The sequence below is a fragment of the Pyxidicoccus sp. M6 genome, from assembly GCF_055568925.1.
On record NZ_CM145714.1, the window covers coordinates 502,928 to 515,611 of the forward strand.

The 12,684-nt window shown below is 69.7% G+C and carries 11 protein-coding genes and 1 pseudogene; 9 read left to right on the forward strand and 3 right to left on the reverse strand.

Features of this window, described 5'->3' with window-relative positions:
- Window positions 1-19 precede the first annotated feature (19 nt).
- Entirely contained in the window at window positions 20-394 is a 375-nt protein-coding gene (locus tag ACVTJA_RS02035) for a hypothetical protein (protein WP_465833310.1), read from the reverse strand.
- A gap of 61 nt (window positions 395-455) precedes the next feature.
- Window positions 456-1,565 carry a DNA alkylation repair protein gene (locus tag ACVTJA_RS02040; RefSeq protein WP_465833312.1) on the reverse strand — a complete coding sequence of 370 codons (1,110 nt, stop codon included), beginning with the start codon at window positions 1,563-1,565 and terminating at the stop codon, window positions 456-458.
- 310 nt (window positions 1,566-1,875) lie between these two features.
- On the opposite strand from ACVTJA_RS02040, the gene ACVTJA_RS02045 reads away from it, so the two are divergent.
- The 3 genes and pseudogenes from ACVTJA_RS02045 to recF form a co-directional block, all read left to right on the forward strand.
- The gene (locus tag ACVTJA_RS02045) at window positions 1,876-3,795 is read left to right on the forward strand and encodes a sensor histidine kinase (RefSeq protein ID WP_465833314.1); all 1,920 of its coding nucleotides are present in this window, start codon (window positions 1,876-1,878) and stop codon (window positions 3,793-3,795) included.
- 87 nt (window positions 3,796-3,882) lie between these two features.
- Window positions 3,883-4,326, forward strand: coding sequence for an OsmC family protein (locus ACVTJA_RS02050; protein WP_465833315.1), 444 nt, complete (start codon window positions 3,883-3,885; stop codon window positions 4,324-4,326).
- A gap of 167 nt (window positions 4,327-4,493) precedes the next feature.
- Window positions 4,494-5,627, forward strand: a pseudogene (recF, locus tag ACVTJA_RS02055) (DNA replication/repair protein RecF); the annotation flags it as partial.
- A 157-nt stretch (window positions 5,628-5,784) separates the two neighbouring features.
- Here recF and ACVTJA_RS02060 read toward each other — a convergent pair.
- Window positions 5,785-6,177 (reverse strand): hypothetical protein, encoded by a 393-nt coding sequence (locus tag ACVTJA_RS02060; RefSeq protein WP_465833317.1) that lies wholly within the window; start codon window positions 6,175-6,177, stop codon window positions 5,785-5,787.
- Window positions 6,178-6,643: 466 nt separating this feature from the next.
- Between ACVTJA_RS02060 and ACVTJA_RS02065 the strand changes: the two genes are divergently transcribed.
- The 6 genes from ACVTJA_RS02065 (at window position 6,644) to ACVTJA_RS02090 (ending at window position 12,683) form a co-directional block, all read left to right on the forward strand.
- Complete coding sequence (locus tag ACVTJA_RS02065; RefSeq protein ID WP_465833318.1) at window positions 6,644-7,141, forward strand: hypothetical protein; 498 nt, start codon at window positions 6,644-6,646, stop codon at window positions 7,139-7,141.
- Window positions 7,138-7,947 (forward strand): MlaE family ABC transporter permease, encoded by an 810-nt coding sequence (locus tag ACVTJA_RS02070; RefSeq protein WP_465833319.1) that lies wholly within the window; start codon window positions 7,138-7,140, stop codon window positions 7,945-7,947. The genes ACVTJA_RS02065 and ACVTJA_RS02070 overlap by 4 nt, the downstream gene beginning before the upstream one ends.
- Before the next feature lie 7 nt (window positions 7,948-7,954).
- Window positions 7,955-8,776 (forward strand): ABC transporter ATP-binding protein, encoded by an 822-nt coding sequence (locus tag ACVTJA_RS02075; RefSeq protein ID WP_465833321.1) that lies wholly within the window; start codon window positions 7,955-7,957, stop codon window positions 8,774-8,776.
- Window positions 8,773-10,071 (forward strand): MlaD family protein, encoded by a 1,299-nt coding sequence (locus ACVTJA_RS02080; RefSeq protein WP_465833322.1) that lies wholly within the window; start codon window positions 8,773-8,775, stop codon window positions 10,069-10,071. Before ACVTJA_RS02075 ends, ACVTJA_RS02080 begins: the two co-directional genes overlap by 4 nt.
- Before the next feature lie 197 nt (window positions 10,072-10,268).
- Window positions 10,269-12,488, forward strand: a complete 2,220-nt coding sequence (locus ACVTJA_RS02085) for a peptidase domain-containing ABC transporter (RefSeq protein WP_465833324.1) — start codon at window positions 10,269-10,271, stop codon at window positions 12,486-12,488.
- A gap of 3 nt (window positions 12,489-12,491) precedes the next feature.
- A complete protein-coding gene (locus ACVTJA_RS02090) occupies window positions 12,492-12,683 on the forward strand; it encodes a hypothetical protein (protein ID WP_465833325.1) in 192 nt (63 codons plus the stop codon).
- Window position 12,684: the final 1 nt, after the last annotated feature.

Consider the following 12,684-nt stretch of genomic DNA (forward strand, 5'->3'; position numbering starts at 1 on the left):
CGCGGGGCATCGGGCCCGGCTAGAGGTGCGCCGGGTACGCGGCAATCTCGCAGTTGCGCAAGCGCACGCGGGTGCCGGGCGCGGGCGGGGTGCCCCTCGCGGAGAGAATCACCGGCCAGGGGCCCACGCGCAGCGTCACCGTGCCCTCCGCGTCCGCCGCCTCGAGCACTCCGTCGAGCACACCCAGCGTGGGCTCACGGGCTTCGGCCTCGGAGACGGGCTCCAATTCCTCGCCCCAGGTGAGCACGCGGGTGACGGCGAGCTCCACGTCGGTGAATTGTCCCTTCGTGGGCGGGTCGCCGCGCCAGTAGACCCAGACGATGCCGCCCGGTGTCTTCAGTGCGATGCGTGGACCGATGTCTCCCTGCTCGAGCCTGACGACCTGGGCGTGCATCCGTGCCACTGCTTGTAACCACGCGGGTGCTCGCGCGAAAGCCCGAATGCACGCGGAGGCTTCACCCCCTGACGTCCACCGTGCCCAGCGGCAGGCCCATGCCATTCACCACGGCCTCGAAGCGGTGCGGGCCGGGGTAGTGCTTGCGCGTGGTGAGCTGCGCGAAGGAGACGCGCTTGCCTACCTCCTCCACCGCGCCGGGCTCCAGCGTGAGCGCGCGCACCTTGAAGACCTTGGGCCGTGCCTCGCCGCTCGCCTTCTGGAAGTACACCGCGAGGTCCACCACGAGCGCCTGCGTCTTCCGGGAGCGGTTGGCCACCTCGAAGCGCACGTCCACCGAGCCGCCCACCGCCGCGCGCTTCGGCAGCGCCGTCGCACGCACCTCGATGCCGGTCGGCTTGCGCGCGCCGAGCACCTCCAACGCCTCCGGCTCTCCGCGCTTGATGGCCGAGCGCAGCGCGTGGCGCACGAGCCACTCGCGCTCCGGAGGCGCGTCCTTCATCCACGCCTTCGCCACCCGCACCAGCACGTCCGGGTGGTCCTTGCCGATGTCGTTGAGGTTGTTCGCCACCGAGCGGCGCACGTACAGCTCCGGGTCGTCCTTCAGCAATTCCAGCAGCGCCAGCACGGGGCGAGGGTCCTGCTGGAACGCGCGCAGGCGCGGTGCCCACGGCAGCCGAGGCCGCGTGCCCTCCGATACGAGCCTGCGCACGTGCACGTTCCCATCCGTTGCCCACTCGCGCAGCCGGGTCAGCGTCTTCTCCGGGTGGCGCTCCAGGTATGCGCGGATGGAGAACTCCGCGGTGAAGCGCCGGGTGAGCGCGTACTGCGCGCGCATGGACTCCTCGAAGTGCTCCAGTCCGTGCTCGGCCACGTACAGCACGTGCGGCAGGTAGAAGAACACGTCCATGCCCGAGCCTTCCGTCTGCTCCAGCTCAGGCCCCAGCGAGCGCACCAGCACGTCCACCGCGCTCGGGTACTCCTTCGGCAGCGCACGGTGCATCGCCTGCGAGAGATGCCGCGCGCGCCCGAGCAATTCGTGCCCCTCCAGTCCGGAGGTGGCCTCGCGCACGAAGGACTCGCGGGGGAAGGACGGGTGGGCCGCGTGCAGCGCGCTCGCGAGCCGCTCGACGAGGCGGGCGTTGAAGAAGACTTTCAGTGGCTCTGCCATGGGCCGCGCATCCTGTCATGCGCACCCCTGGCCGACAGCCACGCCGTAACACTGCGCTCGCGACGCACGGCGTTGTGACTCTGTGCGTCTACATGCCGAGGGCAGCCTGTTCCGGGAGCCTGCGAGCAGAGGGCTGGCGCCCGTGTCGCGGGTTACCCGGACTGGGCAGGGGGGCACTCGCTCTGGTAGGCCGTAGTGAGTGGCGAAGACGCGCGACGGTCGGGGACAGAAGCGGCGGAGCAGGGCCGGCGCGGGGCGTTCCCCGCGTGTGTCCTCCGGCACGCGTCCGTTGCGGGAGCAGCTCGCCTCCGTGCCCGACCCGCTCGCGCTGCTGGAAGGGCTCTTCACGCACTCGCCGGTGTCGTACTCCATCTTTGGCGCGGACGGTCACTGTCTGCTCATCAATCCCGCGTATCGGAAGATGTTCGGCGCGGAGCCGCCGCCCGAGTACGACCTCTTCCGCGACGAGCTGCTGGAGCAGCTCGGGTTGCTCGCGTACATCCGCCGCGCCTTCGCGGGCGAGACGGTGCAGACGCCCATCTTCTGGTACGACGTGCGCGAGCTGGAGCACATCCATGTGGAGGATGCCAACCGCATCGCCATCTCCTGCCACTGCTTCCCGCTGGCGCCCAGCGGCGGCGAAGTCACGCACATCGCCATCGCCTACAAGGACGTCACGGCGGAGCTGACGGCGCGCGAGGCGGAGCAGGCGGAGCGCAACAAGCTGCACCAGCTCTTCACCCAGGCCCCCGTGGCCATCAGCGTCCTTCGCGGCGCCGAGCTCCGCTACGAGTTCGTCAACCCGCTCCAGCGGCGGCTCATGGGCGGCCGCGAGATGATTGGCCACACGCTGACGGAGGTCCTCCCGGACTTGTCGCCCGACGTGCTGGCCCTCCATCGTGGTGTCATGGAGACGGGTGAGCGGGCCATCGCCAACGAGCTGCCCGTGTCCGTGGACTACGCGGGCACGGGGCGCGTCGAGACGAAGTTCTGGAACATCATCTACGAGCCGCTCCGCGACGAGCGGGGCCGGGTGGACGGGCTCGTCACGTTCGCCTTCGAGGTGACGGAGCAGGTGCTGGCGCGGCAGGCGGTGGAGAGCCAGCAGATGTGGCTGGAGGCGGTGCTCGACCTGATGCCCATGCCAGTGGTGATGGTGGACCCGCGCAGCGGCGAGCTCACCTCCTCCAACGCGGCGGCGGACCGGCTGCACGGCGGCTCCATTCCCAAGGACGTGCCCGCGGCGGAGTACTCGGCCGTGTTCCACATCACTGACTTGAAGGGGCGCCGACTCGACAAGGAGGAGATGCCCACCTCGCGCGCGGCCCGGGGCGAGAAGCTGGAGGAGATGGAGGTCATCTGGCACACGCCGTCGGGCGAGTTCGTGCTCAGCATCTCCTCGGAGGCGTTGCCCGCCATGCACGGGCATCCCGCCACGGTGGTGATGCCCTTCCAGGACATCACCCGCCTGAAGACGGTGGAGAAGCACCTCCAGGACGCCATCCGCGCGCGCGACGAGTTCCTCTCCGTTGCGAGCCATGAGTTGAAGACGCCGCTGACGTCGCTGGGCTTGAGGCTCCATGCGCTGGCGCGAGCCATTGACGCGGACCCGGACTCGGGGCTGTCGCGGCGGTACGGCCGCGAGGTGGCGGCGATGAAGCGGCAGGTGTCGCGACTGGCGGAGCTCATCGACGGGCTGCTGGACGTGTCGCGCATCAGCACCGGGCGGCTGCGCATCCATCGCGAGCCCGTGGACATCTCGGCGCTGGTGCAGGAGATGGTGGCGCGCTTCGTCCCCGAGGCGGAGCGAGTGGGATGCGAGCTGGACTTGCGGCCCTCGCCTCCGTGCGTGGGGAGCTGGGACCGGCTGCGCATGGAGCAGGTGGTGTCCAATCTCCTGTCCAACGCGCTCAAGTACGGCCAGGGCCGGCCCGTGCACGTCCACGTGGAAGAGGCCGACGGACGCGCGCGGCTGTGGGTGCGCGACGAGGGCATCGGCATCGACGAGGCCGCGCACGCGCGCATCTTCCAGAAGTTCGAGCGCGCCGTGTCCGAGCGGCACTACGGCGGCCTGGGCCTGGGGCTCTACGTGGTGCGCACGCTGGTGGAGGCCATGGGTGGCACCATCCGCGTGGAGAGCCAGCCCGGCGAGGGCGCCACCTTCATCGTGGAGCTGCCGCTCCAGCCGGCGGAGGCTCCGCCCGTGGCGCTCCAGTCCGCTGGTTCCTGATTCGCCTCCCTCGAAGGAGTGACGTGTAACGCCCGCGGCGCGGCATAAGCTGCTCGGGACGTCTCATTCACATCTTGGAGGTAGGTCTTGCACGAGTATCCGTTGCAGCTTCGCTGGGAGGGCTCCACCGCCTCGGAGTTCTCCCGCGACGCGGTGGCCAGCACCGCGGGCAAGCAGGACATCGCGGTGAGTGCTTCGTCGGACTATGCCGGCAACGACTCTCGTTGGAATCCGGAGGACCTGCTCGGGGCCTCGCTGGCGACGTGCCACATGCTCACCTTCCTGGCGCTGGCGAAGAAGGTGCGCCTGGACGTGCGCGCCTACGAGGACCACGTGGCGGTGACGCTCGACACGGTGGAGAAGGTGACGCGCGTGACGAAGATTCGCCTCGCGCCCACCATCCGCGTCGCTCCGGGGACGGACGCGGCGAAGGTGAAGGAGATGTTCGAGAAGGCCCACAAGTATTGCTTCATCGCCCAGAGCATCAAATCCGAGGTGCTGATGGAGCCCGTCATCGAAGAGGTCCGCTGACGCGCGGGCCAGCCTGTCCGGGGGATTCCGTCGTGGATGGCGCCTCGCGCGCGAGGCCGGTACGCAAGCCCTCCTCCTCTTCACCCGGACAGGCGCCGTCTACCAGTTCGCCAGGGTGGCGAGATTGGTCCCCGCTGGGGCGCCGGGAAGGTTATACGGAGGGGGCCGTGCGCCTCCTCGCGCTCCAAGTCCAGGACTTCCGAAACCTCCCCCAGGTGCAGCTTGCGCCCAGCGCCCACGCCACGATTGCCGTGGGGCAGAACGGGCAGGGCAAGACGAACCTGCTGGAGGCGCTCTATTTCCTGGCCACCCTCAAGCCGCTGCGCGCGGGCCGCCTGTCGGAGCTCGTCCGCTGGGGCTCGCAGGGCGCCCGTGTGACGGGCCGCTTCCTCCTCAAGGGAGCGGAGCGCGAAATCTCCGTCGAGGTGGGCGGTGGCACGCGCCAGGCCTTCGTGGACGGGAAGAAGGCGGCCAGCCTGGAGGAGTACTTCGGTGGCGTCTCGGTGGTGGCCTTCACTCCGGATGACCTCGAGGTCATCAAGGGCGGGCCGGACTCGCGCCGCACCTTCCTGGACCGCGCGGTGTTCAACCGCTTCCCGGCCTTCCTGCGCGAGAGCCGCGAGTACGCGCGAGCGCTGAAGAATCGCAACCGCCTGTTGCGCGAGGGCCACGCCGTGGAGGCCGCCTACCTGGAGGCCTACGATGAGACGCTGGCCAAGGCGGGCGCGCGCATCTACGCGAGGAGGCGCGCGCTGATGGCGGAGCTGGCTCCGCGAGCGCAAGCCACGTTCGCCTCCATCGGCCGCACCGTGGACCCGGCGACGTACGGCTACCACCCCGCGCACCTGGGCGGCGACTTCCCGACGGCGGACGAGGCCGCGCTCGCGTCCGCGCTTCGAGAAGCCCTGAACGAGCGCCTGCGGCGGGACTTGGACCGGGGCTTCACCTCGGTGGGGCCGCACTCGGACGACGTGTCGGTGACGCTGGGCGGGCGCAGTGCGCGCGCGTACGCGAGCCAGGGGCAGCAGCGCGCGCTGGTTCTCGGCTGGAAGATTGCCGAAATCGAGAACCTCGAAGCCGCGATGGGCTTCCTGCCGCTGCTGCTGCTCGACGATGTGTCGAGCGAGCTGGACCCGGAGCGCAACGCGTACCTGATGAACTACCTGGCGAAGAGCGGCGCGCAGGTGTTCCTCACCACCACGGACGGCTCGCTGGTGCGAGGCGCCGCGGCGGGGGACACACTCTGGCTCTCCGTCCACGCCGGGCGGGTGGAGATGCGAGGCTCATCACCCGAGGCGCCTGAAGCCACCGAAGCACCCGCGGCCCTCGCGGCTCCTGATGCACCCGAGGCTCTCGGAGCACCCGAGACTTCCGAAGCCCCCGCGGCCCCGAAGGGCCCTGAGGCATCCGAGGCCCCCGAAACCTCCGAGGGCCCAAGCACGGCCGAGGCCTGAAGCCTCACGGCACCGTGCGCCGCCGGTGCCAGGGCCAGTGCACGTGGAAGCGCCGGCTGTGGGCGTGGGCCTTGGCCTCTTCGGGGCTGATGTGCTCGAAGAAGGCGTAGCGGAACTCCGCCCAGAGCACGCCGTACGCCACCGCGAAGAGGAACGCGGCCAGCGACAGCCACCAGGGCGCGCCCGTGGCCAGCGCCACGCCGCTCAGCAGCAGCAGCACCAGGGACATGCCCAGCGACACCTCGCGCAGCCGCTTCGACTCGCTGAAGGCCAGTCCCATGGACACCAGCGAGAGCGCCAGCACCACCCACGCCATCCAGTAGGACGTGCGCGCGTAGAGGTTGGCGATTCCGAGGAGGAAGAGCCCAAATCCGAATACCGCGAGTCCGCCATCCATCGTTGTCCTCCTTGCCCGGAACCCTCCAGGAGGGAGAGGGCGGGGAGCGGACCGGCCCCTCGCATGCCTCCGCAATCTCGTTCCGGGTGGCTGAAGGGAAGATGCGAACCCGCGCGGATGCGGGGGACTCCCCACGGACGGACGGATGCCGTGATTGACTGAGGGCCGGGCGGACGCCACGGGCGCGGGAATGCGGCGTCTCTTCCCGGCGCCCACCGTGGAGGCGCGGCACGGGAATGCGCGGCGCCGTCCCCGGAAGTCCCTCCCCGGAAGCATCAGCCCGCCCCGAGCCGATGGCTCACAGGAAGGCGGGAAAGCGGGAAGGTACCGCGTCGGCGCTGTCACGACGTGGCGGACGAGGTGTGACAGTAGACGTTTGCCCGCACGGAAAACCTTGCAGGGAGGCCTTTCGTGACGCATGACTCATCGCGCACAGGGCCGGGAGAGGGTCACGAAGAACGGTGCCATGCGGTGGATGCTGTTGCTCGGATGGGTCGCACCCCTGGCGGGTTGCCACCGCGTGAGCTTTGAAGACTCGGTGCTCACCAAGCCCGCAGTACGCTACCGCGTGGGCAAGCTGCCGGAGGCGTGGCACCGCGTTTGGCTGGAGGGCAATGACCTGGCCTTCTCGGAGGAGGGCTCGGGCCGCGCCATCTCCATCAACGCCACGTGCGAGGGGCATGACGACCCGCCCCTGCCGGTGCTCACCCGCCACCTGCTCGCCGGCTTCACGGAGCGGCAGGAGCTGTCCTCGAAGCTCGTCCCCCTGGCCGAGCGCGAGGCCCTGCGCAGCCGTTATCTCGCGAAGATGGACGGCGTGCCGGTGCAGCTGGAGCTGGTGGTGCTGAAGAAGGACAACTGCGTGTTCGACTTCTCCTACGTGGCCCCGCCGGGAATGGCGGAGGAGCGGATGGCGGACTTCGACACGGTGCTGGCCGGCTTCGAGTCGGAGCGCCACGGATGAAGCCCCAGGTGGAAGCCGGCGCCGCGGCGCTGCCGGAGGAGCAGCTCGGCGTGGTGGCGCGCACGAAGGTGCGCCTCGCGTCGCTGGGCACCCTGGCGCTGATGACGGGCCAGGTCTTCAGCCGCGCGGTGCGCCCGCCCTACAACCTGAGCGCGCTCGTCTACCACACCGAGTCGCTCGGGGTGCGCTCGCTGCCGATTGCCCTGCTCACCGCGACGTTCGCCGGGCTCGTCATCTCATTGCAATTCGGTTACTTCCTGGCGCGCTTCGGCGTGCAGTACACGGTGGGGCGCGTGGTCGTCCTCACGCTCTTCCGCGAGCTGGCGCCGGTGCTCACCGCGCTCACCGTGGGCGCGCGCATCGGCAGCGGCATGGCGGCGGAATTGGGCGCCATGACGGTGACGGAGCAGGTGGACGCCATCCGCGCGCTGGGCGCGGACCCGCTGCGCAAGCTGGTGGTGCCGCGCGTGCTGGCGTGCATGCTGGTGATGCCGGTGCTCACCATCTTCGCGGACGTCATCGGGCTGGTTGCCGGCGCGCTGGTGGTGCGGTTGCAGTACGCGCTGCCGCTGGACCAGTTCTTCCAGGGCGCGCTGGATGCCGTATTGCTGGAGGACTTCGTCTCCGGCGTGTTCAAGGGCGGGGTGTTCGGCGTCATCATCGGGCTGGTGGGCTGCTTCAAGGGGCTCACCGTGGAGGGCGGCACGGAGGGCGTGGGCCGCGCCACCACGCAGACGGTGGCGGTGACGTCCGTCGCCGTGTGCCTGGCGGACTTCTTCATCACCAAAGTGACGCTGTACTTCTGAGGCCCCCATGCGACTCGCCCGCCGCCAGGAGCCTGACACCTTCGAGTTCCACAAGCCCACGCCGGGTGAGCAGCTCATCCACTTCGAGCACCTCACCAAGTCGTTCGGCCCCAAGCGCGTCTACGACGACGTGGAGCTGGACGTGCGCGCGGGCGAGACGCTGGTGGTGATGGGCGGCTCGGGCACGGGCAAGAGCGTGCTGCTCAAGTGCCTCATCGGTCTGTTGCGGCCGGACTCGGGGCGCATCTTTTTCCAGGGGAGTGATTTGACGCGGTTCTCGGAGGAGGAGTTCATCCGGGTGCGGCGGCACGTGGCCATGGTGTTCCAGGGGGCGGCGCTGTTCGACTCGCTGACGGTGGGCGAGAACGTGGCGTACCCGCTGCGGGAGCACTTCCCGGAGATGTCCGAGGACGAAGTCCGTCAGCGCGTGGCGGAGAAGCTGGCGCTGGTGAATCTGCCGAACACGGAGCACCTGATGCCGTCGGATTTGTCGGGCGGCATGAAGAAGCGCGTGGGGCTGGCGCGAGCCATCGCCACGGACGCGGAGGTCATCCTGTGGGACGAGCCCACCACGGGACTGGACCCCGTCACGACGCAGTCCATCAATGAATTGATCAACTCGATGAAGACGAAGCTCGGCTGCACCTCCATCGTCGTGACGCATGACATGGTGAGTGCCTTCACGGTGGGAGACCGGCTGGCGATGCTGGCCAACCGTCGCATCGTGCAGGTGGGCACGAAGGACGAGGTCCGGCACTCGAAGGTGCCGGAGGTCCGTGCCTTCCTCGATGCGCGCCGCGCGGAGCTCGTCCCTGGAGGCGCGTCATGAGCCTGTTTCCTTCCGCCTCGGGCGAGCGCCGGCTGGCGCTGCGCGCGGGGCTCTTCGTGGCCATGGGCCTGGCGGTGGCGGGCGTGGTGGTGTTCTTCATCGGCCAGGAGTCGCGCCTCTTCGAGCGGCAGGCCACGTACCGGGCGTACTTCACCAACGTGCAGGGGTTGGGCGAGGAGTCGCCGGTGTGGCTCGGCGGCCTGAAGGTGGGAAAGGTGACGGCGATTACCTTCTCACCGGACCCGAATGACCCCCGGCTGGAGGTGCACTTCCAGGTGTCGCGGAAGTACACGGACCGCGTGCGGGAGGACTCGGTGGCGCAGCTCTCCAGCATGGGCGTGCTGGGGGACAAGGCGGTGGACATCTCGCTGGGCAGTCCCAACGCGGCGCTGGTGGAGTCGGGCGGGGTGCTGAAGTCCTCGGCGGGTGGGGACATCTCCGCGCTGCTGAACGGGGCGGGGCAGGTGATGGAGAACACCATTGCTTTGAGCAAGTCGCTGCGCACGGCGGCCGAGGCGTATGCGGACCCGACGCTGGCGAAGGATGTGGCGCGGGGCATGGCGTCGCTGCGGGCGGTGCTGGAGGAGGTGGAGAAGGGCGACGGCGTGCTGCACGCGCTCATCTACGACAAGAGCGCGGGGCGCGAGGTGAAGACGCTCCTGGCGAATGCATCGCAGGCGGCGCAGCGGATGGACGGCGCGGTGGGGCACGTGGAGGCGCTCCTGCGCGAGGTTCGCTCGGGTGACGGCACGGCGCACCAGCTCATCTACGGCGACGAGGGCGTGAAGGCGCTGAGCGAGTTGGGTGAGGCGGCGGGTCAGCTCGCGGGGCTCATCGAGGACGCGAAGAAGAGTCCGAACGGGGCGGTGCACCAGTTGGTGTACGGCGACGCGCGCGGGATGTTCGCGGACCTGGGGAGCGCGGCGGCCAATTTGAAGACGATTACGGAGACGGTGGCGAAGGGTGACGGCACGGTGGGCGGGCTCATCAGCGACCCGACGGTGTACGAGGACTTGCGCGAGGTGCTGGGCAACGTGAAGCGCAACCGCATCCTCCGCGCGCTGGTGCGGTTCTCGCTGAACAACCGCGAGGACCTGGAGCAGATTGGCGAGCCGCAGAAGGAAGAGAAGCCCGTGGCCCGGCAGCCGGTCGCAGTGCCTGCGCCGAAGCCGGCGGCTGCGTTGGCGCCCGGGGCTCCGGTGACGGCTGGTCAGACGGCAGCGCCTGCGACGAAGCCGGCGGCGCCGCTGGCGCCCGGAGCTTCGGTGACACCTGCGCCGCCTCCGGCGCCGTAGCTGCCATGGGGGCAGCGGGTCGGCACTCCGCGCTCGATTCGCGTGAGTCACCGCTCCCCAGAGCAGCCTTGGGAAGGAACCAGGCAGCGGAGCAGGCGCACGCTTCACGAGCGGGCCGCGGGCCGCGTTGCCACGATGCGGGGCTCGGCCCGTATCGTTCTATTGAGTGCCACCCTTCCCGTGATACCGAACTGACCGTGCCCCGCTCCCGGCTCGCCGTCGCCCTCCAGCCGTATCCCCTCCGTCGCCAGCTCGAGAAGGCCGACTGTGGCCCCACCTGCCTGGAGATGATTGCCGCGTACCACGGTGCCCGGCACGAGCTGTCCGCGCTGAAGGAACTGGCCTTCGTGCAGACCTCCGGCACGTCCATGGCGGACCTGCTCACCACCGCGCAGAAGCTCGGGTACAACGCCCGCGCCTTCGGCGTGGAGGACTTCTCCGACCTCGACGACGAGGAAGGCCAGGCGATGCTGCCCTGCATCCTCTCCTGGGAGGAGAACCACTTCGTCGTCCTCTACAGGCTCACGCCGAAGGAGGCCCTCATCGGCGACCCCGCGCTGGGCCTGCGCCGCATCCCCCGCGCGCGGCTCGGAGAGTTCTGGAACGGCATCCTCCTGTCGCTCGAGCCCACCGACGCCATCTTCCGCCCGCTGGAAGTCCCCAACACGCCGGACAGACCTCGCCGCCTCGGGAGCATGCGGCGCTTCCTCCGAGGCCTCTGGCACTACCGCCTCCTGCTCCTCCAGGTGCTGCTCACCACGGTGCTCCTCCAGGCGCTCGCGCTCGCGCAGCCCTTCCTCATCCAGGGGCTCGTGGACAAGGCGGTGGGTGGACGGAACGTCGCGCTGCTCCCCGCGGTGGGCGTGGGGCTGGCCGTGCTCGTCGTCGCGCAGGTGCTCGTCTCGGCGGCGCGCGGCGCGGGGCTCTTCCTCCTGTCCAGCGGCTACTCGGCGCTGCTCCTGGCTCAGTTCTGGAAGCGCCTGTTGTCCCTGCCCGTGTCCTTCTTCGCGCGGCGCCACCGGGGCGACCTCCGCCAGCGCATCGAGGACCACAAGCGCATCCGCCGCGTCCTCCAGGGCGCGTCCGTCTCCGTGCTGCTCGACCTGGTGATGTTGGTGGGCTACGGCGTGATGCTCTTCCTGTACGACGCCACCGTCTTCGGCATCTTCTTCGCGGGTGCGGCGGTCTACACGGTGTGGACGCTGCTGCTCATGCCCCGGCGCACGGTGCTGGACCAGATGCGCTTCACCGCGGACGCGGACGCCACCCGCCTGGAGCTGCAGATGCTCGGCGGCATCCAGACGCTCAAGGCGTGCGGCGCCGAGCGCCAGGCCCGTGCCCGCTGGGAGAAGATTCAGGCGCGCGAGGTGGATGCCGCGCGCCGCATCTGGCTGCACGACACGCTCCACTTCTCCGGCGCGCAGCTCGTCAACCAGGGCGTGTACGTGGGCATCCTCGTCTACGAGGCGCAGTTGGTGCTCGCCGGCCAGCTCACGCTGGGGCAGATGGTGGCCACGCTCTCCATCCTCGGCATGGCGCTGGCGCCGATGCAGAACCTGGTCATGTTCATCCACCAGCTGCAGGACGTGTTCATCTCCCTGCGCCGCGTGGACATCGTCTACGACGCCGAGCCCGAGCTCCGCGACGACACCGTGCCCGTCACGGGCGCGCTCACCCAGGCGCCGGAGCTGAAGCTCGAGCACGTCACCTTCCGCTACGGCTCGCCCAATGACCCGGCCGTACTGGACGACGTGAGCTTCACGATTCCCGCCGGGAAGATGACGGCGATTGTCGGCCGCTCGGGCGCGGGCAAGACGACGCTCACCCAGGTGCTCTACGGCCTCTATCGCGCGGAGCAGGGCCGCGTGCTCTACGACGGCCGGCCCATCGAGTCCTTCGACCCCACGGCCCTGCGCCGCTCGGTGTCCTTCGTGTTCCAGAAGACGGACATCTTCGACGGCACGCTCATGGAGAACATCGCGCTCGGCGATGACGCCCCGGACCTGGAGCGCGTGGAGTACGCCGCGCGCACCGCGTGCCTGGACTCGTTGCTGGAGCTGCCCAACGGGCTGAAGACGAAGATTGGCGAGTCCGGCATCCGGCTGTCCGGCGGCGAGGAGCAGCGCCTCCAGCTCGCCCGCGCCATCTACCGCGACCCGCGCGTGCTCTTCCTCGACGAGGCCACCAGCCACCTGGACGCGGAGCTGGAGCGAGCGATTACGGAGGCCCTCCAGCGCGAGGCCGCGGGCCGCACGCTGGTGGTGGTGGCGCACCGCCTGTCCACCGTGCGCCGCGCGGACAAGATTGTCGTCCTCCACAAGGGCCGCGTGGTGGAGGAGGGCACCCACGACGAGCTGGTGGCCATTCCGGGCGGACGCTACCGCGCGCTCGTCGAGAACCAGATGGAGCAGGACTGAGCCATGACGCCCCCGAAGCCCCTGCCGCCTCGCTCCGACGCGTCGGACGCCGACCTCGCCCTCACCGACGAGCTGCGCGCGGTGATGTACCCGCGCCCCTATCGCGCCCTGGCCGTCACCGTGGTGCTGGTGGCGGTGCTCGGCGCGCTGGCCTTCGTGGCCTCGCGCACCGTGCTCGCCGTGCTCTTCCGGTAGC

What these genes read in the sequence shown, in the direction of transcription:
- ACVTJA_RS02035 (WP_465833310.1), bottom strand. Translation starts at nt 394, where the DNA reads ATGCACGCCCAGGTCGTCAGGCTCGAGCAGGGAGACATCGGTCCACGC.
- ACVTJA_RS02040 (WP_465833312.1), bottom strand. Translation starts at nt 1,565, where the DNA reads ATGGCAGAGCCACTGAAAGTCTTCTTCAACGCCCGCCTCGTCGAGCGG.
- ACVTJA_RS02060 (WP_465833317.1), bottom strand. Translation starts at nt 6,177, where the DNA reads ATGGATGGCGGACTCGCGGTATTCGGATTTGGGCTCTTCCTCCTCGGA.
- ACVTJA_RS02065 (WP_465833318.1), top strand. Translation starts at nt 6,644, where the DNA reads ATGCGGTGGATGCTGTTGCTCGGATGGGTCGCACCCCTGGCGGGTTGC.
- ACVTJA_RS02070 (WP_465833319.1), top strand. Translation starts at nt 7,138, where the DNA reads ATGAAGCCCCAGGTGGAAGCCGGCGCCGCGGCGCTGCCGGAGGAGCAG.
- ACVTJA_RS02075 (WP_465833321.1), top strand. Translation starts at nt 7,955, where the DNA reads ATGCGACTCGCCCGCCGCCAGGAGCCTGACACCTTCGAGTTCCACAAG.
- ACVTJA_RS02080 (WP_465833322.1), top strand. Translation starts at nt 8,773, where the DNA reads ATGAGCCTGTTTCCTTCCGCCTCGGGCGAGCGCCGGCTGGCGCTGCGC.
- ACVTJA_RS02090 (WP_465833325.1), top strand. Translation starts at nt 12,492, where the DNA reads ATGACGCCCCCGAAGCCCCTGCCGCCTCGCTCCGACGCGTCGGACGCC.